Below are 24,138 nucleotides of genomic sequence, written 5' to 3' on the forward strand. Positions count from 1 at the left end.
ATGGATCACCGCGCGCTCGTCTCTTCCATCCCGGCAGACACAAAGGACCGTCTGCAAACACGCTCGGACATCTTCGGGTTGAAACATCTTCTGATCTATCTTGGGGTTCTGACTGCTACCAGTGCCGGCATCGCTGTACAAATTCCGTTCTGGCCCGTTCTGCTCTTGCCGCAGGGCATTCTTCTTGTCTTCCTGTTCACGCTCAGCCACGAATGCACCCACAAAACCCCGTTCCGGACCGGATGGCTCAACGACGCGGTCGACCACGTGGTCTCGGTTCCCATCGCGCTGCCCTTCACATGGTTTCGCTTTTTCCACCTGGCCCACCACAAATGGACCAATCACCCGCAGAATGACCCCGAGCTCGACGGCAAGCCCCGCCCGGACAACTGGCGCAGCCTTGCGGTCTACCTCAGCGGCTGGCCCTACTGGTCCGGCATGGCACAGGTGATGTTCCGAAACGCTTTCGGCAGGATCGACGCGCCCTACCCGCCCGCCCGCCAGCATCGCGCAATCCGGGCCGAGGCGCGCTGTCTCCTGTCCCTCTACACCCTCGCGGTCCTCAGCCTTTTGTTTTCCCCAACCCTCTTCTGGCTGTGGATCCTTCCGGTTCTGATCGGCCAGCCATTCCTGCGTCTCTACCTGTTGGCCGAACACGGCCTCTGCCCGCCCGTCGCCAACATGCTGGAAAACTCGCGCACCACCTTTACCAACAGGCTGATCCGCTTTCTCGCCTGGAACATGCCCTACCACGCGGAACACCACGCGTTTCCGAACGTCCCGTTCCATCAGTTGCCCGAACTGCACCGCTGGACACAGGCGCATCTGAAGTCCACGTCAAACGGCTATGCCGAATTCACCTCGGACTACGCCCAAAGCCTTAGCCGTTAGGATCCGTTCTTCATCTGGCCCCAAATATCCCGGGGTGAGGCCGCAAGGCCGAGGGGCAGCGCCCCTTACCCGCCAACCGCGACCCCAGGGGACGGCGAGGATACAATCCCGCCTCCCACCAACGCCTTGACCCCGGTTGTTCCCGGGCACGAGGTCGGCAGCCCCCGCGCGACGCGCACGGCGAGATAGGCAAAAGCCTGCGCCTCCAGCATGTCGCCATCCAGTCCGACGGCCTCGACCGGTTCGACCGGACAATCCAGCGACACACTCAGCATCTTCATCAGCACCGGATTGCGCCGTCCGCCGCCCGTAACCAGCACCCGTTCGGGCGGTTTTGGACAATGTTCCATCCCCTGCGCCACACCGGCCGCGCACATCCCGGTCAGGGTTGCGACCGCATCCGCATCCGCATCGCAGAGCTCTCTGACCAGTTCAATCATCTCCGCAAAATCGTTGCGATCCAGTGATTTCGGCGGCATACGGGCAAAGAACGGCTCGGCCAGAAACAGCTCAAGCGCGCCGGTCTCCACCGAACCGCCCCGCGCCACGGCCCCGTCCCGATCCATTGGCAAACCCAACCTCGCCTGCATCAGATCGTCAACCGGCGCATTGGCCGGACCCGTGTCAAAAGCCAGCAGCGCGCCCGGCGCCTCTGGCCCGGCACAGGCCGGATCCACATAGGTCAGGTTGCCGACCCCGCCAAGGTTCAGGAAACACAGTGGCCGGGTCGCGCCAATCCATTTGGCGCAGGCAAAGTGAAAGAACGGTGCCAGCGGCGCCCCCTCGCCCCCCATCGCCACGTCGTCGCTGCGGAAATCCCAGACCACCGGCAAGCCCAGCGCCTGCGACAGGCCAACGCCATCGCCAACCTGCAACGTCCCTTGTGTTTTCGGCGCATGGGCCAGGGTCTGTCCGTGAAACCCGATAACGTCCACCTCTTCGAACTCTGACAGAAGCTCGGCATGGGCGCGGGTCACCAACTCCTCCGCTGCGTCGACCTCGGGGCCGTGCCAGCGTCCCAGCGCCCTGCGCAACAGCGTGCGTTCCTCATCCGAATAGGCGCGGTACAGGCTTTCCCCAAACCCGAGAATCTCGCGCCCGTCCGTTACCACTACGGCGGCATCCACCCCGTCCAGGGAAGTTCCGGACATGGCGCCCAAAGCTCTGACGGACCCGTTTTTCTTGATGGCCTGCCCCACCCTTGTCTCTCCTGCAACTTCATTCTGCGCCTGAAATCCCGGCGTCAGGCTCAACCTGCCCATGTATAGCCGTACAAAGCAAGTCGCATGGAATTCGCCGATCACAAGGCAACCGGAATCGTTGCCTCAAATCTATATCCAACCCGGCACCGCGATCTGACTGTGCGGGATTTGCGAAAAAGTGACGGAGTATGGCAAGTTACAACCATATGGAAACCAGAACACCCGAGTCATTACCTGATGCAGCGACCGGACACCCCCGAGGGCACCAATCCGATTGAGGCCCGCAACTACCAGCTGATTTTCTGGTCAGGCGCGCTGGCGACGATCGGCGGGCAACTGGTCAACCCCCGGCTGGTTCTGCCATTCCTCTATCTTGCGCTTGGTGCCCCCACCTTCGTTGCAGGGCTGCTGCTGCCGTTTGTCACCGGCGCAAGGCTGATTGCAGAAATCTTCGTCTCGCCCTTCATCAACCGCGTGACGCGCGCGAAAGTGGCGGTCTATATCCCAAACATCCTGACCGGGGCCATCCTGGCCGTCGTGGCGTTGTTTGCCACCAACCTGCCACAGATCATGGTGGTCGCATTGTTCCTGATCACCGCGATCATCATGGGCCTGTGTCAGGGGATCACCAGCCTTGGCACCAGCCAGATCTACGGCGTGTCGGTTCCCAAGGCCAAGCGTAACCGGATGGTCTTTGCCCAGGCCACGATCTCGGGCGTTCTGGCCATTGTGATCGTCTGGATCACCAAGGATCTTCTGGCCTCAGAAGAACCCCTGCAACGCCATATCGTCGTCATGTGGTGCGGTGTTGTCGCGATGTTTGCCGCCGGTATCAGCTTTGCCGGAGTCCGCCTGCTTGAGGAAGAACACGCTGCCAAACCCGCACCGGCACAAAAGCCCAAACCCCTCGCCGAGCTTGCCACCGGCTTCAAAACCGGCATGGCCCTGGGCTGGTATCGCAAATTTCTGACCGCCCGTATGATCTTCATCTCGGTGGAACTGGCCATGCCGTTCTACACCATCCACGCGGCGACCTACCATGTGGGCACCAAACACTCGCTCAGCTACTTCGTCATGGCCGCCAGCGCAGGTGTCGTGATCGGCTCGGTCGTCTGGGGCTGGCTCAGCGGGCGCATATCGGTCAAGCCGGTCATGTGGCTGGGGTGCCTGATTTCGATGATATCGGCCATTCTGGCGCTGGCGTTCACGATGCTGGGTTACGCACAGAACGTCTGGCTCTACGCGCTGGTGATCCTGCTGCTGTCCGTCGGAGGTAATGGCGTGATCTACGGTCGCTACCTCTATCTGATCGAGTTGACCGAGGAAAAGGAACGTCCCTACCTTGTCGCGCTGGGGGACGTGATTGCCGGATTGGTCGGCATCGTGTTCGCCGCCATTCTTGGCGCCGTGGCCCATCTGCATGACCCGGTCACGCCCATTTTCGTGCTGGCGGTGCTGAACCTGATCGCAATGATATACGCGTTCAGCCTGCCACCGGTCGACCAGTCACCTGAACCGAAAGACCCCTAGGCATCGATCTCAGCGAAAAAGGTGCCTTTCCCTTACCCATCCCGCCGCCTATACAGTGCCCCGCAACATCAACCCCGAGGGCACGATATGAACTACCACCCCAAATCGGATTTCATCGCCACGATGATCGAGCGCGGCTTTCTCGCCGACTGCACCGATTATCAGGGCCTTGACGACGCGCTGATCAGCGGGGTGCAAACTGCCTATATCGGATATGACGCCACGGCGCAGTCGCTGCACGTGGGTCATTTGATGAACATCATGGTTCTGCGCTGGCTGCAAAAGACCGGCCACAAGCCGATCACCCTGATGGGCGGCGGCACGACCAAGGTGGGCGACCCCTCGTTCCGCTCGGACGAGCGCCCTTTGCTGGGCCCCGAACAGATCGACGCCAATATCGCGGGCATGAAGCAGGTTTTCGCCAAATACCTGTCCTATGACGACAGCGAGACCGGCGCGCTGATGCTGAACAATGCCGAATGGCTGGACGGTCTGAACTACCTCGATTTCCTGCGCGATATCGGGCGGCATTTCTCAGTCAACCGGATGCTGAGCTTTGAATCGGTGAAATCACGCCTGGACCGTGAACAATCGCTGTCCTTCCTCGAGTTCAACTACATGATCCTGCAGGCCTACGACTTCCTCGAGCTGAACCGCCGCTATGGCTGCGTTCTGCAGATGGGCGGTTCAGACCAGTGGGGCAATATCGTCAACGGCATAGACCTGACCCGCCGGGTTCTGGATCAGGAGATCTACGGCCTGACCACACCGCTGCTGACGACCAGCGATGGCCGCAAGATGGGCAAGTCGCAGGGCGGCGCGGTCTGGCTGAACGGTGACATGCTGAGCGCCTACGAATTCTGGCAGTTCTGGCGCAACACCACCGACGCAGATGTGGGCCGCTTCCTTAAAATCTTCACGGAACTCCCTGTCGAGGAATGCAACCGCATGGGCGCGCTGGCCGGGTCCGAGATCAACGAGGCTAAAATCCGTCTCGCCAATGAGGTCACCACCCTGCTGCACGGGGCCGACGCCGCCGCGACGGCAGAAGCCACCGCCCGCGAGGTGTTCGAAAAAGGCGGTGTCGGAGGTGATCTGCCTACCCTAACCCTCAGCGTGGATGAACTGGGCGACGGCATGTCCATCGTGCAGATCATCGTGAAATCCGGTCTGGCAAAATCGGGCAAGGAAGCCAAACGCCTGATCGCCGAAAACGGCGCCAAACTGGACGACGCACCGTTGACGGATGCGGGCCTGATGATCGACGCAGGTGCGCTGTCTTCACCGATTAAGCTGAGCGCCGGAAAAAAGCGTCACGCGCTGGTGCAGCTGGGCTGAACACAAATACAATTCTTCGAAGCGGCCACCTGACCGGTGGCCGTTTTCGTTTGACCGCCAAGCTTAACCATGGGCGGAGCGCCAGCTAAGTGGACAAGGTCGCAAGTCTGGAAAAGAAACTCTGGATTTGCAGGAGGAAAAACAGGCTGACAAAAGGCCTTACATCCCAGTGCAAAGGACGTACCCGAGCCAGAATTTGCGAAAAACTGCAGTTTCGGCGATAGTTTTGGTTAAGCCAAAACCAAGGGAGGGGCTTCCGGTGTTTCAAAGTCTCCAATTCACGCTCGCTTTTTTGTGCGTTGCCTTTGCTGGTTCCGCCAACGCTCAAATTTATGGCCATGAGTTCGAAGGCAGCCAGTCTCCGATCCGCGAAGGGGAACAACCCGTTATCCCTCTGGACACCGAGGACCCAACCTACAATGCATGGCGCACCACCCTGCCGAGTTTTGAAGGAGAGCGGGAAGGACGAGAGCCCGGACTTGTCGACCCTCAGCGTTTCTTTGGTCAAGGCTATGCGCAGCTTCCAACGTTTTTGCACCAACCTCTGGCCTTCACGCCCGGCGATCTTGCAGCGGCAGAAGTCGACGTCGCGATCATGGGGGCATTTACGGATATGGGCAGCGGCGCACGCGGCGCCTCACGCGGGCCAAACGCAGTACGCAACTCATCAATCTACCTCGGCTACGGGGCGCGGCAGCCACACATGCACGTCATGGTGGACCCACTTCAGGACATGACAGTCGTCGACTACGGCAACGCCCCGAACGACATGATGAGCACCGAGCGCACAATTCACGCGGTTCGCTCGTTTGTTGGTCAGGCAGCGGCGGTACAACACGCCGACGGCAGCCATGTGATACCTTTTGTCGTAGGTGGCGATCATTCACTAATGTATCCGAACGTAGCAGCCATGACGGACGTTTACGGCAAGGGTAACGTCGGCGTTGTTCATTTCGACGCACATTACGATGCCGGGAAATACAGTTTTGGGCACCTGATCAATCACGGTATGCCAATTTACCGGTTGATCGAAGAAGACCTAGTTGAGGGCAAGAATTTCATTCAGGTGGCTTTGCGCGGATATTACCCGGACGAAAAAGCGTTTGAATGGATGCGCACGAACCAGTTCCGCTATCATACCATGGCCGAGATCGAACATCGCGGCTGGGACGCGGTTATGGAAGACGTCATTGCCGAGGCAAATGACGGACCGGAGTATATTTTTATCTCTTTCGACATCGACACTTTTGACCCGGCATTTGTCCCCGGCACGGGAACGCCCGAACCTGGCGGCCTGATGCCGCGCGAGATCTTTCCGATAATTCGACGTCTCTGCGCCGAGTCAAATGTGATTGGGTTCGAAATTGTCGAACTGGCTCCGTTGATGGACCCAACCTACGTTTCGGCATTGAATGCCAATCGAACGATCAGGGAATGCCTGACCGGCATTGCGATGCGTAAACAGGGTCTGACCGAACCGGATTACAAAAGCCCGCTCACTGTTTCACACGGTCAGAATGACAACTAGGCTTCCGGTCTGTTCAGCCTTCCTTGTATCTCTGACCGGTTTGGCAGCACAGTCCGAGCCGCAGAAGATTTCGTGGTCTGATCTTCGCGAAGGCCGCCTTGTCGAGTGCGCTCAGTTTTTGGATGAATACCTGTCAAACCCAAGTTGCCTGCCCAGAGACTTAAGCGATCGCATGCTATCGATGCAGATTGCCGAATGCGTGCCGGGGAACTCTGACCTGGAAGGCGGCCTTGTTCTCATTGCCGGGTACGCTCATCCCGTTGAGTTTGAATTCAAGGACGTGAAAGACTTCCTGTTAGTGCCTCTGTTGTCTCAGACGTGCCGGCATCCAACCGCACCACTTCCTGATCAGGTAATTTCTATTGAGTATCCGGAAGGCGTCGACATAACTGCGGATCCGGTTTGGGTGACAGGTGAAATCTTCATCCGACAGACTCAGAGCGAACTCGCGCCTTCAGTCTACAAGATCAAAGCTTCGGACGTTGTCACAGCAACCATTCCTGACGTCTCAGCCGCCGATTGAAACCACCCGTCAGGCGATACGCTACCCATTTGGGACGGAAACGGACCTTCATGCACACACGACTGGACAGGCATAGCCTCTTCCCATTAAATGAACATACGTTCAAATCACCGCAGAGGAGCCCGCCATGCAATTGTCCACCACAGCCGCGATCGTCACCGGCGGCGCATCCGGATTGGGCGAAGCCACTGCCCGCTATTTTGCCGAAAACGGTGCTCAGGTCACGATTCTGGACCGGGACGCTGATCGGGGAACGCAGGTGGCAAAGGATATCAATGGGCACTTTGCCAATACGGACGTGACTGACGAGGCCTCGGTCTCTGCTGCCATCGCATTGGCCACGGACAAGATGGGCAAGATCACGGCCGCCGTGAACTGCGCCGGTATCGCTTATGGCATCAAGACGGTCGGCAAGGATGGCCCCCACCCGCTAGACGCGTTCCAGCGAACCATCGACATCAATCTGGTCGGCACCTTCAACGTGTCACGTCTCGCCGCAACCGAGATGGCGCGGAACGAACCCGAACCCGACGGCGCACGCGGGGTGATCATCAACACGGCGTCGATCGCGGCTTTCGACGGACAGAAAGGTCAGGCCGCCTATGCTGCCTCCAAAGGTGGCGTGGTGGGCATGACCCTGCCCATGGCCCGTGATCTGGCCTCGACCGGCATACGCGTCATGACCATCGCGCCCGGTATCTTCATGACCCCGATGCTGGCCGGGTTGCCGGAAGAGGTGCAGCAGCAGCTTGCCGCCGACGTGCCCAACCCGCCCCGTCTGGGTGATCCGCGTGAATACGGGCGTCTGGCTGGATTCATCGTCGAGATGGGTTACCTGAACGGCGAAGTCATCCGCATCGACGGCGCGCTGCGCATGCGCTGATGCACCGAATACGGCCGCAGGAATTTGGTACAAATCAAACACACCCGGGATGCCGGGACGTACAAAACAGCACTAAGTGCCTTCGGCCTTTTCTTCCAGCATCAGCCATTCTTCCTCGGCCGCGGACAGTTTCTCCTGCCGCTCGACCAGCGCATCAGTGGCTTTCTGAAACTTGACCGGTTCTCGGGTAAACAGCTCCGGGTCGGACATCAGGTCTTCCAGCTTGGCAATCTCAGCCTCAAGGCGCGTGATCTCGGCCGGAAGCTTTTCCAACCGGTGCTTTTCCGAGAAGGACAGTCCCGATTTCGGCTTCGTTTCCTGCTTGACCTTTGCCTTTGAAGGTTTTGATTTTTCTTCTTTCTTATCGATCACGTCGCCGCGTTGCGCGATGTAATCCGACCAGCCGCCAGCATAGACCGTGGCGCGCCCATTACCCTCCATCGCGATGGTAGTGGTGGCCACGCGATCAAGAAAGTCCCGGTCATGGCTGACCAGCAAAACCGTGCCATCATAGTCGTCCAGCAGTTCCTGCAACAGGTCCAGCGTCTCGACATCCAGATCGTTGGTCGGTTCGTCCAGCACCAGCAGATTCGATGATTTTGCCATCAGCTTCGCCAACAGCAATCGTGCTTTTTCCCCACCAGACAAAGACTTAACGGCTGCTCTCGCCTGCCGCTCGTCGAACAGAAATTCCTTGAGATAGCCAACCACATGCTTGGGCTGGCCGCCGACCATAACCTGATCAGCCTTGCCCGACACCCGCATGTCCGGATCACCGGTCAGGCTGTCCCACAAGGTCATTTCGGGATCAAGCTGCGCCCGTGTCTGATCGAAAACCGCGATCTCCAGATTAGTCCCCAGGTTGACCGCGCCCTCATCCGGCGCCTCTTGTCCCAGAAGCATCTTCAACAGCGTCGTCTTGCCCACACCATTGGGCCCGACAAAGGCCACACGATCACCGCGCTGAACCAGCAGATCGAAATTTCGCACGATCTGCGTATCCCCAAAGCTCTTGGCCAGCCTCTCGGCCACAATCACTTTTCGGCCGGATTTCGGGCCGGATTCCAATGACATGGCGGCAGCGCCCTGACGTTTGATCTGCGCTGCTTTCTCCGCCCGCAGCGCCTGCAAGGCACGCACACGACCCTGATTGCGCTTGCGTCTGGCACTGATGCCCTCAACTGCCCATTTCGCCTCGGACTTGATCAGCCGGTTCAGCTTGTGGCGTTGCTGGTCTTCCTCCTCCCAGACCTTGTCCCGCCACGCCTCGAACGCGTCAAACCCCTGTTCCTGCCGCCGCACCGACCCGCGATCAATCCACAAAGTCGCCCGCGTCAGTGCGCGCAAAAAGGCACGGTCATGTGAGATCAGGACAAAAGCCGCCCGCGCTGACCCCAGCTCGCGTTCAAGCCACCCAATCGCTTCGATATCCAGATGGTTGGTCGGCTCGTCCAGCAACATAAGATCCGGTGCTTCGGCCATCAGCTTGGCCAGCGCCGCCCGCCGCCGCTCGCCGCCCGAGGCGGTCTCAACCGCGCGTGACGGATCGAACTTCAACCCCTCACCGGCGCGTTCCACCTTGTACAGTTCGCCCGGCTCCAATCCGCTGGACGCGTAATCGCCCAGCGTTGCGAACCCTTCCATCGTCGGGTCCTGCTCCATGTACCCAACCGATTTTCCGGGAGGCACAACGATTTCGCCGTGATCAGGCTCGACCAGACCCGCCATCACTTTCATCAATGTGGATTTGCCTGATCCGTTGCGCCCGACAAGGGCCACCCGATCACCGGGCTGGACCACAAGATCAAGCCCGGAAAACACCGGATCACCCCCGAACGTCAGGGAAATACCGGACATCTGCAACAAAGGAATTCTCGCCATGCCCGCCAGCTAAACCGGCTGACGGGACGCGTCAACGCCCCGGCTTCACCTTTTCCAAAATACTCAAATCACCCGGCCGCGGTTCGCAGCAAACGTTTGCGGCTCGGGGGTATCGCTCCGATCTCAAGCCCGGTAAACACGTGCAACGTGTTCATGCGCCGATCCACCACCGCATGATCGCTGACCCAGCCCCCCATCATCAGATAGGTCCGCAACAGTGGCGGCATCCGCAGCATCGCCTTCTTCACATCCGGCCTGCGCCGCAGGCGCGCGGCAAAGCGGAAAACATCCGGTGCCTTGACCCGGGGCAACCAGCGCTTCGGCGCCAGATGACGATGTTTGAGCATGGCGAATGCGTCCAGATACTCGGCCGTCTCGGTGCCTGCGAAAGAGGAACAGCCAAACAGCATCCGGACCTCGTTCTCGTCCACATAAGTGGTCATGGCCCCCCACGCGACGCGCAGTATGTCGTGATCGAAATAGTCGGGATGTATGCAGAACCGCCCCATCTCGACCATCCGCCCGCTGAAACCTTCAAGCGCCGATAGGTCATAGAATTGCGAGGAATAGCTGCGCCCGATGTCAGCGCCGCTGTTCATTGTCAGCATGCGGAAGCAGCAAACCAATTGCGCGCTGCTTCGCACGTCTTCAACCAGTATATGCGCGCAGACCGGATCGAAATCGTCCTGATCGGCCTGCCCCGTTCCAAAAGCCAGTGTCCGCAGTCGCTGCGCCGCCGCAACGTCCTGCGGTGACTGCGCAAGACGGGCGCGATACCGCCCCTTACCGAGCAAAAGTGCCATGGTCGCATCCTCCGCGGTTGCTGACCCGAAATCGACTTGCCGTATCGATACCATGCAATGTGTGACTGTCGTGTGACCATCGCAAGTTTGGCGGAACTTTAGTTTGTTGCCCCCGGGATGTTGGCCGGGTTGAAGTTGCCAATGTTACCGATCAGCTGGCGAATAAGCCCTTGGTCCTCGATGTTGGATTCGGTAACGCGGCGCTCCAGCGGCACTACGATTCCATCCTCCAGGCCAAAACGTTCAATGTTTCGCACAACACCCCGCTGGTCGAAACTGATGGCCAGCAACTCTCGCGATACCACTTCGGGCTTCTTGGGGCCGTAAAACCGGACACGCGACGCCACATAGTAGTACCCCGAATCCCGAACTACACCGGTCGAGGTGGGCGCGCCGACCGCTTCGGCCACGCTGTCGCGGGTGTCTACGCCAACTTTGATTTCTGCCAGCTCTTCGGCCGGTGGAATATAGCCGTGGTTTTTGTAGGTCGCCGTACAGGCACCCAGGGTTGCCAGGCACGCAGCAAAGACAAGCGTCTTTGACGCCGGATTGAACCTGTTCACGATCTTCAACATCTGCACCCTCTTGCCTTGGCCTCTTGCGGCTTCTATCCGATTACAGAAACCGGTGCCTCGGTTCAACACAGGAAAGGGCCATGAAGTGAGCAACCATACATCTCTGCGGGTGGCCGACCTGCCGCAAAACACGCCGACGCCGTTTGATTTGCGCCCCGGGACCCAATCTTTGGCGGCGATCAAGGACGAACTTGGGCTGCTGGGGCTGCGCAAACTCAGCTTCAAGGGAGACGTGCGCGCGCAGGGAAAGCGAGACTGGGTGGTCAGCGGCAAACTCGGCGCGACGGTCGTTCAGCCCTGTGTCGTCTCGCTGGATCCGGTGACAACCCGGATCGATCTCCCGGTCACACGAGTATTTCTGGCCGACTGGAGTGACCCGGACGAAGAAGAGTTCGAAATTCCCGAAGGGGACGAAACCGAACCGCTGGGCGCCGAAATCGATCCGCAAGCGATCATGATCGAGGCGCTGTCGCTGGCCTTGCCCCAATACCCGCGCAAGGACGGCGCGGAACTGGGGCAAGCTGACTATACCGAGCCGGGCAAACAGGCGATGACGGATGAGGACGTCAAGCCGTTCGCCGGACTGGCTGGTTTGCGCGATGCGATGAAAAAAGACGAGTGACACGAGGGCGATTTCCTGTCATAGCAGGCGCTCAGAAAAATCGCTTGAACATGACGAGAATCGCAGTATTTTCGCGCGCTCATCGGAATTTGGGTTGGACATTGCGGGGCTCGTCCCCTAAACGCGCGTCAAACCACGAGAAAACGAAGAATGAAACCCCGGCCACAGCGAATCTGTCGGCCCATAGTAGACAAAGGTTGAGACCATGGCCGTCCAACAGAACAAAGTTTCCAAGTCGCGTCGCAACAACCGCCGCGCACACGACGCTCTGGTTGCTGCAAACCCGAACGAATGCCCGAACTGCGGTGAGCTGAAGCGCCCGCACCACGTTTGTGCATCCTGCGGCCACTATGATGATCGCGAAGTCGTCGCACAAGCCGACGAAATCGATCTGGACGAAGACGCGGCCTAAGCCTGACAGGACGCAGGCCCAGGCATGACGGATCAGCCCACGCAAAACGACCGGATCATCATCTCGGTTGATGCTATGGGTGGTGATGCAGGGCCCGCTGCCGTTGTCGCGGGTATTGCCAAATCGGCAAGTAAGAACCCGGACATCGGATTTATCCTGCACGGGCCGGAAGAAGAGCTGCGCAGACTGGTTGCCAAACGGCGTGTCCTTGAAGGGCGCGTCGTTTTTCGTGATTGCCCGGACGTGGTCACGATGGAGGACAAGCCCAGCCAAGTGGTGCGCAACGGCAAGCAGACCTCGATGTGGTCGACGCTGGAAGCGGTCCGCGAGGGCGATGCCCATGGCGCGGTGTCCTGCGGCAATACCGGCGCGCTGATGGCGTTGTCGATGATGCGCCTGCGCAAATTGCCCGGCGTGAACCGCCCTGCCATCGCCATTCTGTGGCCTTCGCGCAACCCACAGGGTTTCAACGTGATGCTGGATGTCGGGGCGGATGTCCGCGCCGACGCAAAGGATCTGCTGCAATATGCACTGATGGGCGCATCCTACGCGCGCAATGGCATGGCGCTTGGTCGCCCCCGCATCGGCCTGCTAAACGTGGGGACCGAAGAACATAAAGGCCGCGCCGAACTGAAAGAAGCCCACACTATGATCACGGAATTCGCAGAGCAGGCGAATTTCGAATTTGTGGGATTCGTCGAAGGCAGTGATATCCCCGGTGACAAGGCGGATGTCATTGTAACCGATGGCTTTACCGGCAATGTCGCCATCAAGACCGGAGAAGGCACAGCCAGCCTGATTGGCGATCTGCTGCGCGAGGCGTTCAAGTATTCGCCCCTGTCCCGGCTGGCCTCGGTTCTTGCGATCACCTCGTTGCAACGCCTGAAGAAACGCATTGATCCCCGTCGCGTGAATGGCGGCGTGTTTCTGGGCCTGAACGGGACGGTCGTGAAATCGCATGGCGGGGCGGATGCCACGGGTGTCTCGGCGGCCGTCAAACTGGCGTTTACCCTGGCCGAGTCGGGTTTCGCTGAAAAATTGGCGGCACGGGTTGCATCCACAGCCGAGCTTGCACAAGATGCCGCGCATACTCCGCCCCAGGCGGAAGAATAACAAAAAAGGCAGTACCTACAAAATGGCAGGCCGTTCAGTTGTAGTTGGTATCGGGCATTATTTGCCGGAACGCGTGGTCCCGAACTCTGAATTCGAAAAAACGCTGGATACAACGGATGAGTGGATTCGAACCCGTTCCGGAATCGAACGCCGTCACTTTGCCGCCGATGATGAGACGACATCCGATCTGGCCATCAAGGCAGCAACTGCTGCGCTGGAAGATGCCGGTCTGACCGCTGATGATATCGATGCCATTGTTCTGGCGACCTCGACCGCCGATCTGACCTTCCCGTCCGCTGCTACAATGGTGCAGGCCGGACTGGGCATGACCCGTGGTTTTGCTTTCGATGTGCAGGCTGTTTGCGCCGGCTTTGTTTTTGCGCTCGGCAATGCGAACGCGTTGATCCTGGCCGGTCAGGCAAAGCGGGTTATGGTGATCGGCGCCGAGACGTTTTCGCGAATCATGGACTGGACCGACCGGTCGACCTGTGTGCTGTTCGGAGATGGCGCCGGTGCGCTGATACTTGAGGCACAGGAAGGTGAAGGCACGGCGCAGGACCGTGGAATTCTGGCGACCGACCTGAACTCGGACGGGCGCTACAAGGATCTGCTCTATGTCGATGGTGGTGTATCCACCCAATCGACCGGCCATTTGCGGATGCAAGGCAATCAGGTGTTCCGCCATGCCGTCGAAAAGCTGGCCGGAACAGCGAACACCGCGCTTGAACGAGCCGGCCTTGGCAGTGCCGACGTGGACTGGATCGTCCCGCATCAGGCCAATATCCGCATCATTCAGGGCACGGCCAAGAAGATGGGATTGCCCATGGAAAATGTCGTTGTCACAGTTCAGGATCATGGAAACACATCTGCAGCCTCGATTCCCCTGGCCCTGTCGGTCGGCAAGAAGCGTGGCCAAATCAAACCCGGTGACCTGATCGTTACCGAAGCAATTGGCGGCGGTCTCGCCTGGGGTGCTGTAGTCCTACGCTGGTAACAGGCGCAATTCGGCTTACATGTCCGCTTGCAATTCATTGATATTGACAGCGAATTTGCCCTACCCCTATGCTTTGTTATCAACAGGGGAAATGGCATGGGCGACAAAACACTGACCCGAATGGATCTGAGCGAGGCCGTCTTTCGTGAAGTTGGCCTTTCACGCAATGAAAGCGCGCAGCTGGTCGAAAGCGTGCTGAACCACATGTCCGACGCACTGGTACGTGGCGAACAGGTGAAGATTTCATCTTTCGGTACATTCAGCGTTCGCGACAAAACCGCCCGTATCGGCCGCAACCCCAAAACCGGTGAAGAGGTTCCCATTCAGCCGCGCCGCGTGCTGACTTTCCGTCCGTCGCATCTGATGAAAGATCGCGTCGCCGCAGGGAATCGCAAGTAAGTTCAGGGCGCCACGATTATGAGCAAGTCCCCCGACGCGTTTCGCACCATCAGTGAAGTTGCGGACTGGTTGGGCGTTCAGGCTCATGTTTTGCGGTTCTGGGAAAGCCGCTTCACGCAGGTCAAACCTGTCAAACGTGCTGGTGGCCGCAGGTATTACCGCCCCAATGACATGCGGCTGCTGGGTGGCATCAAGAAGCTTCTGCACGAAGATGGAACCACCATCAAAGGTGTTCAGCGTATCCTGCGCGAACAGGGTGTCGCGCATGTGGCCTCGCTGTCTCAGCCGCTCGAGGATGCGGCCGAGGCGGATGTGGTCACACAGAACGACACCGTCGTTCCGTTCACAGCCCCGCCTGTCCCGACATCCGGTCAGATTGATCTTGATCTGGGCGACGGCGATTCCGTTACCCCGGAAGTTTCGGCCCGGCCCGAAGCGGCGGAAGCCCCGGCAACAAACGGCTCGGAAGCTGCCAGAAAAGCTGAACCTGAATATCTGGATGAGGCACCGTTGCTGGGCGGAATCGCATCGCAAGCCTGGAACAGGACCGAGTTTGACGAGGACCTGCTGAAGCAAATCGCCCCTGTCGCAAATGAACTGCGCGCACTGTTGAACAGAATAGAAAACCGATCGGCAGGATAAGAAAAAAGGCGATGATTTCCTCTTGCCCCTGCCGGGAAAGTCTTTATGAACACCTCAACGTCGGGCTATGGCGCAGCCTGGTAGCGCGTCCGTCTGGGGGACGGAAGGTCGCAGGTTCGAGTCCTGCTAGCCCGACCAAATCACACCGACGTTTATGGCAGACAGGCCAGATCCCGCTCTGGCATCAGGGGGGATCGGAATGACAGGCGTATGCCCGAACCAGCAGATCGAGGCAATGATTGCGCGCGGTGAGATTACCGCCAACCCCCATGTCCTGCCGGCGCAAATCCAACCTGCCAGCCTGGATTTGCGTTTTGGAACAATGGCTTACCGGGTGCGCGCTTCGTTCCTCGCGGGTGAAGGACGCACAGTCGCGGATCGTCTGGCCGAGTTCGAGATGCATCAGATCGACATTACCGACGGTGCCGTTCTGGAAAAGGGATGCGTCTATCTGGTGCCGCTGATGGAGGCGCTGGTCCTGCCTGCCGACACCAGCGCCGTCGCCAACGCCAAAAGCTCGACCGGGCGGTTGGACTTGCTGACCCGAACCATCACCGACGAAGGCACGGAGTTCGACCGGGTTCCGAAGGGGTATTCCGGCCCGCTTTATGCGGAGATTTGCCCCCGGTCGTTCTCGGTTCTTGTTCGTCCGGGGATGCGCCTGAACCAGATCCGCTTCCGTCAGGGTCAGGCCATGCTGAGCGACGCGGAGTTGACTGCACTGCACGCTGAATCGCCGCTGGTCGATGGCCCTGCGGTGATTCAGGACGGGCTGGGTTTCTCGGTCGATCTGCAATTGCCGGATACTGATCTGGTTGGGTATCGGGCCAAACCCCATACCGGCGTGATTGATCTGGATCGCATCGGTGAATATGACCCGCAGGATTACTGGGAAGAAGTGCGGACCCGAAATGGCTGCATCATCCTTGATCCGGGCGCATTCTACATCCTCGTCAGTCGCGAGGCGGTTCATATCCCACCTATGTACGCCGCTGAAATGGCCCCATACCTGGCGATGGTCGGAGAGTTTCGCGTACACTATGCCGGCTTCTTCGATCCGGGTTTCGGCCATGCTGCCGCCGGTGGCGAAGGGTCGCGCGGCGTTCTTGAAGTGCGTTGCCACGAAGCGCCCTTTGTTCTGGAACACGGGCAGGTCGTCGGGCGTTTGGTGTACGAAAAGATGTCCGAGATGCCAACGCAGCTATACGGCGCCGGGATCGCTTCGAACTATCAGGGACAGGGGTTGAAACTGTCCAAGCATTTCAAAGCAGCCGGCTAACGGTCAGAACTTCATGAACCGGCGCATCTGCCGGGTCATACGCTGAGCCTGCTTCATGCCCTGCGCCTGCCGATTGGCGCTTTCCTGCATGTGACGGTCGGCCTCCGGGTCGCGGGGCGCATCATTTGTCTGCCCGGGCTTGCGGGTCATCCGGTCGGCCATGTCAAAGCTCATGTCCACGCCCCGCGTGACAAGCCGGCGCATGACCTGACGCACGATCATGTCGATGATCCGATTTGCATTCATTGCTCAACTCCGTTTTCTGCCCTTAATCTAGTCGATCCATGCGGCAACAAATGGGCGTCCTGCCTATTCGCCCTCGAACAGCTCGGTCTGCTCGTCGTCCGTCTCTTCTTCGCGCCCTTCACCCAGCGGGATCGTGCCCGGAGGGGGCCTGTTCTCGAGCAGACCGGCGGCGCGCAATTCCTTGAGGCCCGGCAGATCGCGGGCATTCTCAAGCCCGAAATGATCCAGAAACTCCGGTGTCACAACAAATGTCACCGGCCGACCCGGTGTCATACGGCGGCGGCCCAGCCTGATCCACTCCATTTCCAGCAACTGGTCGATGGTTCCGCGTGATACCGAAACGCCGCGAATTTCCTCGATCTCGGCGCGGGTACAGGGTTGGTGATAGGCGACAATGGCCAGCGTCTCAATCGCGGCACGGCTGAGTTTGCGGGTCTCGACCGTTTCCTTCTGCATCAGAAAACCCAGATCGGGGGCGGTACGGATCGCCCAGGCTTCGCCCACCCGGACCACGCGCACGCCCCGCCCCTCATAACGTTTCTGCAACAATTCAACAGCTTGCGCGGCGTTGCTGCCATGAGGCATGCGCGCCTCAAGATCGGCGATCGTCACCGGCTCGGCACTGGCGAAAAGCACGGCTTCGACCATACGTTCCTGTTCTGCCAGGGGCGGCGCTTCGAACAGGGTGCCGGTGCCTTCGTCTTCGGGAGCGTCAGTCACGAGTGTCAGTCCTCTTGCGCAGATGGATCGGAGCAAAGGTTTCGCTCTGCTTGATCTCCATATGTCCTTCTTTCACCAGTTCCAGCGAGGCTGCAAACGTCGCCGCCGTGGCCGAGCGCCGCCGCATCGGGTCGGCATTCCAGCCCTCGGGCAGATAGGTCTCCATATCTGTCCAGGTGCCCGCGAACCCGATCAGCGGACGCATCCGTTCAAGCGCCTGCTCCATGGTAAACACGGCGTCGCGGTCCATCACAAACGGGCGGAACTCGTCGCGCGTCCGGATACGCGCATAGCCCTGCATCAGATCCAGCAGCGTCGCTGAATACGTCACGGTGCGGATGCGGGTGACATCCTCGCCCTGCCCGCGTTTGAAAAAGTCGCGCCCAAGCTGGTCGCGCGCCATCAGACGCGCGGCCGCGTCGCGCATGGCCTGCAGACGCTCCAGCTGGAACGCCAGATGGGCGGCCAGTTCCTCGCCCGAGGGGCCTTCATCATCCGGGTCAGGGGGCAACAACAGACGAGATTTCAGAAACGCCAGCCAGGCGGCCATGACCAGATAATCGGCAGCCAGTTCGATCCGCAGCGCACGGGCTTTTTCGACGAAGGCCAGATATTGCTGCGCCAGCGCCAGGACCGAGATTTTGCGCAGATCGACCTTTTGCGTCCGCGACAGGGTCAGCAGGACATCCAACGGGCCTTCGAACCCGTCGACGTCAACGATCAGCGCCTCGGCTGCCAGCCGGTCCGCGACCGAAACCGGGTCTTCGCTGAAAAGGTTATCGTTCATACACCTGCCCGCCCATTAGGGCAGATAGTTCCGCCTCGGCCGCGGGGATGTCAAGTTCCCGAGGGGGTTTGCGCATCGCCAGCGCCCGTTCAGCGCGGGTTTGCGCCTGCCCGGTCATCTCTCCGGCAGCTTCAAGCACACTGGCGCGGGCTTCGAAAGACCCGTTGCAGTGCAGAACCACATCGCACCCTGCGGCCAGTGCCTGACCGGCAATTTCTTCGGGCGCGCCGCTGAGCGCCTTCATCGAGATATCGTCGGTCATGATCAGGCCATCAAAACCGATCTTGTCGCGGATCAACGCAATCATCGTCGGCGAAATCGTTGCCGGTTGTGGATCGATCCGGTCGTAGACCAGATGCGCGGTCATCCCCATTGGCAGGTCGTTAAGGGCGCGAAACGGTGCAAAGTCGGCCTGTGCCAACTCGTCCTGAGCCAGATCCACATGCGGCAGGTCATGGTGGCTGTCCAATGTCGACAGACCATGCCCCGGCATATGCTTGATAACCGGCAGGACACCACCGTCCAGATGCCCCTGAGCCACGGCTTTACCAATTTTGGAAACCGATGCGGGGTCAGTGCCGTAGCAGCGGTTCTTCAGAAATGGATGCGTTTCGTCGCGGGCCAGGTCAACCATTGGGGCGCAATTGCTGTCGATCCCCAACTCGAACAGTTCATTCGCAATCAGACGATAGCGCAGGTACATGGCGCGTTCGGCCTGATCGCCAGCGCGACTGGCGTGGTCCAGTGGGGACATCCATTCCCTTGCCAAAGGCGAGCGCAAGCGCTGAACCCGCCCGCCTTCCTGATCGATGGTGATGGGGCAGTTGCGGCCCACCGCCTCGCGGAAATCATCGCACAGGGCGCGGATCTGATCTGCGGTGTCGATGTTGCGGGCAAACAGAATGAACCCGAACGGGTTCATCTGACGGAACAGGCTCTTTTCATCAGGTGTCAGACGCAGGCCTTCGGCATCGGTGATCGCGGCACCAAATGTCACCGTACTGCAACCGGGATGCAGTCAGCCCCCTGTGCCTGGAGCGCCGCGCAGAACTGACGCGAGTCGCTCAGATCATCGAAGCCCAGAACGCGCAGTCGATAGAATGTCCGGCCACCACTTGAGGTTTTCTGGATAACCCTTTGCTTTCCATCCATATACTCATCAAAGCGACCGCTCATCCGGCCCCATTCTGCCTGCGCGACTTCAACGCTTTCGTAGGCCCCCAGCTGGGCCATCCGGGTACCCTTCGGCAGCGCATTCGGATCAACATCCAACCCGACCGCCGCTTTGACGGCGGCATTGATTGCGGCTTCGGTCTGGCTGTCCGCAGGCACACCGCGATGCACCGCGCGTGCTGGTCTCACCACCGGACGCAGAGATCTGCGAACGCCGGGCAGAACCGCCAGTTCTGGATCCGGCAATTGTGCGGCCAGATCGGCCGGATCAATGGCGGGCTCGTCATCTAGCGTGGACAGCGAGGCCAATTGCACGCCTTCCTCTTCCACCTGACCGGGACTGGCAGCTTCCTGGGCCAGCTCGGCAACCAGCGCGTCAACTGCGCCCTGCCGCAACCGCGCGGCCTCTTGATCCGAGATCGGCTCTTCGATGTGGTGTACGGCCTTTGTCGGCTTCAAGGTGCCCATCGGAGCATCCTCGTCCGCCAATGAAACCGGACGCGGTGCAAGGATCAGGCGATCAGCCGGCGCGGCGGCCGAGCCTTGCGCGGCAACTGCGTTCACAGCAAGCCCCTGGTGATCGGCGGGTGTTCCACCCGGGTTTTCCGGCTGGATACGCATCGGTCCTTCGACAGCGCGCACCACCGGGACCCCGCTGACATCGCGCATGATCAGTTTGTAACCCCAGACAGCGACACCGGCGACCAGCGCCAGAGAGGCGACCGCACCAAGCACATTGACGATCCGGCCCAGTCCAACCGCACTGTGCGGGGCATCATAGTCCTGCATGTCGTCGGAAAAATCATAGCCATCTTCGGGATGCGCCTGATTCGTGTAATGCATGTGCCCGGGGCCTGACTGCCCCGAGTAATCGTAACTCGTCATTTCCGCCTCACCGCCCGAATGCGCCTTAATACGTGGCGCGCGGGTCATTTCTTGTCTGCCTCGATCCGGCGGTTCGGGCGGTGTTGGTTACCGCATCTCCTGCGCCGGAGTGACGCCAAGAATACCCAAGCCCGCTGAAATCACAACAGAAACGGCCCGGGCCAAAGCGATTTTCGACTGGCTTGTGGCAACATCGCCATCCTGGATAAAGCGCAGTTGGGTTTCGTCATTGCCTTTGTTCCACAGCGCGTGGAAGTCGCCCGCAAGCTCGTACAGGTAGAAGGCAACCCGGTGCGGCTCGTTGGTACGCGCGGCGATTTCCACCAGACGCGGCCATTCGGCCAGTTTTTTGGCGACCGTCAGTTCAGAGGCATGGTCGTTCTTGCCCAAATCCGCCCCGGCAAGGGTCGCGTCATCCGTGGCAATCGCCGCCTCGGCTGCGCGGCGCAGCACGCTCATGACCCGGGCATGGGCGTATTGGACGTAGAACACGGGGTTCTCGCGGCTCTGTTCCAGCACCTTGTCGAAATCGAAATCCAACGGCGCGTCGTTCTTGCGGGTCAGCATCACAAAGCGGGTCACGTCTGGCCCCACCTGATCAACCACATCGCGCAGGGTGACAAAGTTCCCTGCCCGTTTTGACATCTTGAACGGCTCGCCATTCTTCCACAGTTTCACCAACTGGGTCAGCTTGATATCCAGCGGCACTTTGCCGTCGGACAGCGCCGACACAGCCGCCTTCATCCGCTTGACATAGCCACCGTGGTCGGCACCGAACACGTCGATCAGCGCATCAAAACCGCGGGTCACCTTGTCATAGTGATAGGCGATATCCGGGGCGAAATAGGTCCAGCTGCCGTCCGATTTCTTGACCGGGCGATCGACGTCGTCGCCATGCTCGGTCGACTTGAACAGGGTCTGCTCGCGCGGTTCCCAATCCTCGGGCTTTTTGCCCTTGGGCGGCTCAAGTACGCCTTCGTAGATCAGGCCCTTGTCAGTCAGCGATTGCAGCGCCGCCTCGATCCGGCCCGTGCCGTAGAGCGACTTTTCGGAGAAGAACACGTCCATTTCGACGCCCAGCGCCTTCAGATCGGCCCGGATCAAATCCATCATCGCATCGGTTGCGAACTCGCGCAGTTCTTCCAGCCATTCGCTTTCCGGCTTGTCGATCAGGCTGTCACCGTATTTCTCTTTCAGCGCCTCACCAATCGGGATCAGGTAATCCCCGGGGTACAGCCCTTCGGCGATCTCGGGGCTCAGTCCGTTGGCCTCGCGATACCGCTCGTAGGCAGACCGCGCCAGCACATCGACCTGCGCGCCGCCGTCGTTGATGTAATACTCACGCGTCACATCATGACCCGAGTAGGCCAGCAAGCTTGCCAGAGCGTCACCGAATACCGCGCCCCGCGTATGGCCCACGTGCAGCGGACCGGTGGGGTTTGCGGACACGTATTCCACGTTCACTTTCTGCCCGTGACCCATGGTCGAACGGCCATAGTCTGTGCCCTTTTCCAGCACGGCAGCCAGAACGCCCTGCCAGACAGCGGGAGCCAGCCGCAGGTTCAGGAAGCCCGGCCCGGCGACCTCGGCACTTGTGATCCGGTCATCCGCCGCCAGTTTCCCGGCCAGCACATCGGCAATGTCGCGCGGCTTCATCTTGGCTGGCTTCGCCAACACCATCGCTGCATTCGTCGCCATGTCGCCATGCGCGGCGTCACGCGGCGGCTCGACGGCCACGTTGTCAAAGCTCAGCCCTTCTGGCAAAGCGCCTTCGGACTGCATCTGTGCCAGCGCGTCCAGAACGAGGCCGCGGATCTCGGAAAACAGGTTCATTTCGGATGTCCTTTTGCTTGCCCGGCGGTTTACCACGCAAAGCGGCAAGGTCAATGGAAGCGATCAGTTTAGGCTTGGTTTAGACGTGAACCGGGCTAATGTCGGCAAAAACCACCAACAGGAGTACCAATTATGCGCCTTGCCCTGCCCCTTGCCCTGCTGCTGACAACATCCCTGCCGGTTTGGGCGGATATGCCTTCGCCCCAAGGCCACGTGTTGCTGACCCTGGGCGGTGCGGTATCCCAGACAAACCTGCCCGCGCGCAGCGAAAATGACGGCGGATTGCTGGGATACCTCGAGGTTCAGCACGATGGCGGCGCAGGTTTTGATGCCGCAATGCTGGATGCGCTGGAACAGACCGAGATTTCAATCACCTATGGCCGCGAAGGCAACAAGCGAGAGATTGCCTTTTCCGGGCCACTTCTGTCGGACGTGATGAAAATGGCAGGCGCGGAAGGCAAAACAGCAAGGCCCATGGCCATGGACGGCTATCAAGCCGAAATTGCGTGGGACAGCATCGTCGCCCACAAGCCCATTGTTGCAACCCACGCAGATGGCGCACCAATGGGGATCGGCGGATATGGCCCCACCATGATCGTTTTTCCGCCCACCGATGACGCCGACCTAGCCCAGACACAATCCGGGCAACAAGTCTGGGCGCTGGCCTATATCGGGGTCGAGTAGTCAGTCCTTCGTAGCTGAAACACCGGTCAGCCTTGCGTGATCCTGCAAGGCGAACCGGTCCGTCATACCGGCGATATAGTCCGAGACTATGCGCGCCAACGCGGTTTCACCTTGGGCGGCTTCGATGTCCTCGTGCCAGCGCGCGGGCATCTGTTTCGGGTCGCTCAGGTAGATGGGGAAAAGTTCCTCAACAACTTTTCCGACCTCGGCCCGCACTTTCATGACGCTGGGCGCGCGATACATGCGCGAAAACAACAAGGCCCGGATTTCCCGGAGCCGCGCCCACAAGTCGTCCGAGAACCGCACAACCGGATAGCCAAGGTTGCGGATATCCTCGACCGATTGCGCGCCGGAAGCTGCAATCAGTTTGGTTGATGTGTCGATGACATCAGCGACCATAACACCAAAGACCCGCCGAAGCGCTTCATGCCGACGACGGTACGCGTCCAGACCCGGGTATTTTTGATCCACTTCCGAGTAGCAATCGCCGACGATAGGAAGTTGCAGGATTTCATCGTCCGAAAACAAACCTGCGCGCAAGCCATCCAGCAGGTCGTGGTTGTTATAGGCAATGTCATCCGACAGCGCTGCAACCTGCGCCTCGGCACTTGCATGTGTGTGCAGTTCAAGATCGAAACCTTGATTGCATTCCGCCAGTGCCCACGGCAGTTCACCGACAACCGGGCCGTTGTGCTTTGCGATGCCTTCCAAACATTCCCAGGTCAGGTTGCAACCATCAAACTCGGCATAATGACGCTCCAGCCTCGTGACGATCCGAATGGCTTGGGCGTTATGATCAAAGCCGCCATAGGGTTTCATCAAAGCGTGCAACGCGTCCTCGCCGGTGTGCCCGAACGGTGTATGCCCCAGGTCATGGGCCAGCGCGACGGCCTCGGTCAGTTCGGGATTCAACCGCAACGCGCCAGCAATCGTGCGCGCGACCTGAGCGACTTCGATGGAATGGGTCAGGCGCGTGCGATAGCTGTCACCCTCATGCTCGACAAACACCTGCGTCTTGTGTTTGAGCCGCCGAAATGCGCTGGCATGAATGATCCTGTCGCGGTCGCGCTGAAAGCATGACCGGAAACTGCTTTCCTCCTCGGGAACTAGCCGCCCCCTTGCGCGGCCCGGATCCGAGGCAAAACACGCTCGCTCCAATAGTCTTGTCCTTGTCGCCTGTCCTTGCAATTTCTAT

Annotated in this window: 25 protein-coding genes and 1 tRNA gene; 15 read left to right on the plus strand and 11 right to left on the minus strand. The window is 59.7% G+C overall.

Annotated elements, in window-relative coordinates; translation table 11 throughout:
• Entirely contained in the window at nt 1-891 is an 891-nt protein-coding gene (locus tag ACR0J2_RS03675) for a fatty acid desaturase (RefSeq protein ID WP_480811697.1), read from the plus strand.
• Nucleotides 892-956: 65 nt separating this feature from the next.
• Here ACR0J2_RS03675 and ACR0J2_RS03680 read toward each other — a convergent pair whose 3' ends face one another.
• Nucleotides 957-2,090, minus strand: coding sequence for an anhydro-N-acetylmuramic acid kinase (locus ACR0J2_RS03680; protein ID WP_480812025.1), 1,134 nt, complete (start codon nt 2,088-2,090; stop codon nt 957-959).
• Between the two features lie 240 nt (nt 2,091-2,330).
• On the opposite strand from ACR0J2_RS03680, the gene ACR0J2_RS03685 reads away from it, so the two are divergent.
• The 5 genes from ACR0J2_RS03685 (at nt 2,331) to ACR0J2_RS03705 (ending at nt 7,895) form a co-directional block, all read left to right on the plus strand.
• Entirely contained in the window at nt 2,331-3,623 is a 1,293-nt protein-coding gene (locus ACR0J2_RS03685) for an MFS transporter (protein WP_480811698.1), read from the plus strand.
• Nucleotides 3,624-3,710: 87 nt separating this feature from the next.
• Nucleotides 3,711-4,961: a tyrosine--tRNA ligase gene (gene tyrS / locus ACR0J2_RS03690; RefSeq protein WP_170677471.1), complete on the plus strand. Its 1,251-nt coding sequence runs from the start codon at nt 3,711-3,713 to the stop codon at nt 4,959-4,961.
• Nucleotides 4,962-5,220: 259 nt separating this feature from the next.
• Complete coding sequence (locus ACR0J2_RS03695) at nt 5,221-6,489, plus strand: agmatinase family protein (protein WP_480811699.1); 1,269 nt, start codon at nt 5,221-5,223, stop codon at nt 6,487-6,489.
• 40 nt (nt 6,490-6,529) lie between these two features.
• On the plus strand, nt 6,530-7,012 hold the full coding sequence (locus ACR0J2_RS03700; RefSeq protein WP_480811700.1) for a DUF3299 domain-containing protein: 483 nt from the start codon (nt 6,530-6,532) through the stop codon (nt 7,010-7,012).
• Nucleotides 7,013-7,139: 127 nt separating this feature from the next.
• Nucleotides 7,140-7,895, plus strand: a complete 756-nt coding sequence (locus ACR0J2_RS03705; RefSeq protein ID WP_480811701.1) for a 3-hydroxyacyl-CoA dehydrogenase — start codon at nt 7,140-7,142, stop codon at nt 7,893-7,895.
• 72 nt (nt 7,896-7,967) lie between these two features.
• On the opposite strand, the gene ACR0J2_RS03710 is transcribed toward ACR0J2_RS03705, so the two are convergent.
• The 3 genes from ACR0J2_RS03710 to ACR0J2_RS03720 all read right to left on the minus strand — a co-directional run bounded on the left by ACR0J2_RS03710 (nt 7,968) and on the right by ACR0J2_RS03720 (nt 11,154).
• Nucleotides 7,968-9,776, minus strand: coding sequence for an ABC-F family ATP-binding cassette domain-containing protein (locus ACR0J2_RS03710; RefSeq protein WP_480811702.1), 1,809 nt, complete (start codon nt 9,774-9,776; stop codon nt 7,968-7,970).
• Nucleotides 9,777-9,844: 68 nt separating this feature from the next.
• Nucleotides 9,845-10,579, minus strand: a complete 735-nt coding sequence (locus ACR0J2_RS03715) for a GNAT family N-acyltransferase (protein WP_170677477.1) — start codon at nt 10,577-10,579, stop codon at nt 9,845-9,847.
• Between the two features lie 98 nt (nt 10,580-10,677).
• Nucleotides 10,678-11,154, minus strand: coding sequence for an outer membrane protein assembly factor BamE (locus tag ACR0J2_RS03720; protein WP_170610518.1), 477 nt, complete (start codon nt 11,152-11,154; stop codon nt 10,678-10,680).
• A gap of 85 nt (nt 11,155-11,239) precedes the next feature.
• On the opposite strand from ACR0J2_RS03720, the gene ACR0J2_RS03725 reads away from it, so the two are divergent.
• The 8 genes from ACR0J2_RS03725 to ACR0J2_RS03760 all read left to right on the plus strand — a co-directional run bounded on the left by ACR0J2_RS03725 (nt 11,240) and on the right by ACR0J2_RS03760 (nt 16,615).
• A complete protein-coding gene (locus ACR0J2_RS03725) occupies nt 11,240-11,776 on the plus strand; it encodes a YceD family protein (RefSeq protein WP_480811703.1) in 537 nt (178 codons plus the stop codon).
• Between the two features lie 205 nt (nt 11,777-11,981).
• Complete coding sequence (gene rpmF / locus ACR0J2_RS03730) at nt 11,982-12,188, plus strand: 50S ribosomal protein L32 (RefSeq protein WP_008756996.1); 207 nt, start codon at nt 11,982-11,984, stop codon at nt 12,186-12,188.
• 24 nt (nt 12,189-12,212) lie between these two features.
• Entirely contained in the window at nt 12,213-13,301 is a 1,089-nt protein-coding gene (gene plsX, locus ACR0J2_RS03735) for a phosphate acyltransferase PlsX (RefSeq protein WP_170610513.1), read from the plus strand.
• 22 nt (nt 13,302-13,323) lie between these two features.
• Nucleotides 13,324-14,295 (plus strand): beta-ketoacyl-ACP synthase III, encoded by a 972-nt coding sequence (locus tag ACR0J2_RS03740; protein ID WP_170677483.1) that lies wholly within the window; start codon nt 13,324-13,326, stop codon nt 14,293-14,295.
• Nucleotides 14,296-14,391: 96 nt separating this feature from the next.
• Nucleotides 14,392-14,694 (plus strand): integration host factor subunit alpha, encoded by a 303-nt coding sequence (gene ihfA / locus ACR0J2_RS03745; protein WP_008755922.1) that lies wholly within the window; start codon nt 14,392-14,394, stop codon nt 14,692-14,694.
• 18 nt (nt 14,695-14,712) lie between these two features.
• A complete protein-coding gene (locus ACR0J2_RS03750; RefSeq protein WP_480811704.1) occupies nt 14,713-15,336 on the plus strand; it encodes a MerR family transcriptional regulator in 624 nt (207 codons plus the stop codon).
• A 61-nt stretch (nt 15,337-15,397) separates the two neighbouring features.
• Nucleotides 15,398-15,474: transfer RNA gene (locus ACR0J2_RS03755), tRNA-Pro, on the plus strand.
• A gap of 61 nt (nt 15,475-15,535) precedes the next feature.
• Nucleotides 15,536-16,615, plus strand: a complete 1,080-nt coding sequence (locus ACR0J2_RS03760; RefSeq protein ID WP_480811705.1) for a 2'-deoxycytidine 5'-triphosphate deaminase — start codon at nt 15,536-15,538, stop codon at nt 16,613-16,615.
• A 3-nt stretch (nt 16,616-16,618) separates the two neighbouring features.
• Here ACR0J2_RS03760 and ACR0J2_RS03765 read toward each other — a convergent pair whose 3' ends face one another.
• The 6 genes from ACR0J2_RS03765 to argS all read right to left on the minus strand — a co-directional run bounded on the left by ACR0J2_RS03765 (nt 16,619) and on the right by argS (nt 22,259).
• Nucleotides 16,619-16,861, minus strand: coding sequence for a hypothetical protein (locus tag ACR0J2_RS03765; protein ID WP_170610500.1), 243 nt, complete (start codon nt 16,859-16,861; stop codon nt 16,619-16,621).
• Between the two features lie 63 nt (nt 16,862-16,924).
• Complete coding sequence (scpB, locus tag ACR0J2_RS03770) at nt 16,925-17,581, minus strand: SMC-Scp complex subunit ScpB (RefSeq protein WP_480811706.1); 657 nt, start codon at nt 17,579-17,581, stop codon at nt 16,925-16,927.
• On the minus strand, nt 17,574-18,368 hold the full coding sequence (locus tag ACR0J2_RS03775) for a segregation and condensation protein A (protein WP_170677493.1): 795 nt from the start codon (nt 18,366-18,368) through the stop codon (nt 17,574-17,576). The genes scpB and ACR0J2_RS03775 overlap by 8 nt, the downstream gene beginning before the upstream one ends.
• Nucleotides 18,358-19,365: a beta-N-acetylhexosaminidase gene (gene nagZ, locus ACR0J2_RS03780; RefSeq protein ID WP_480811707.1), complete on the minus strand. Its 1,008-nt coding sequence runs from the start codon at nt 19,363-19,365 to the stop codon at nt 18,358-18,360. The genes ACR0J2_RS03775 and nagZ overlap by 11 nt, the downstream gene beginning before the upstream one ends.
• A complete protein-coding gene (locus ACR0J2_RS03785) occupies nt 19,362-20,474 on the minus strand; it encodes an SPOR domain-containing protein (protein WP_321252473.1) in 1,113 nt (370 codons plus the stop codon). Before ACR0J2_RS03785 ends, nagZ begins: the two co-directional genes overlap by 4 nt.
• Before the next feature lie 39 nt (nt 20,475-20,513).
• Nucleotides 20,514-22,259, minus strand: a complete 1,746-nt coding sequence (gene argS / locus ACR0J2_RS03790) for an arginine--tRNA ligase (protein WP_480811708.1) — start codon at nt 22,257-22,259, stop codon at nt 20,514-20,516.
• 132 nt (nt 22,260-22,391) lie between these two features.
• Between argS and ACR0J2_RS03795 the strand changes: the two genes are divergently transcribed.
• Nucleotides 22,392-22,943, plus strand: coding sequence for a putative pterin-binding protein (locus tag ACR0J2_RS03795; protein WP_480811709.1), 552 nt, complete (start codon nt 22,392-22,394; stop codon nt 22,941-22,943).
• Here the strand turns inward: ACR0J2_RS03795 and ACR0J2_RS03800 are convergent, their stop codons facing one another.
• Nucleotides 22,944-24,101, minus strand: a complete 1,158-nt coding sequence (locus ACR0J2_RS03800; protein WP_480811710.1) for a deoxyguanosinetriphosphate triphosphohydrolase — start codon at nt 24,099-24,101, stop codon at nt 22,944-22,946.
• Between the last annotated feature and the right edge of the window lie 37 nt (nt 24,102-24,138).

It is taken from the genome of Ruegeria sp. CG4 (assembly GCF_056537185.1).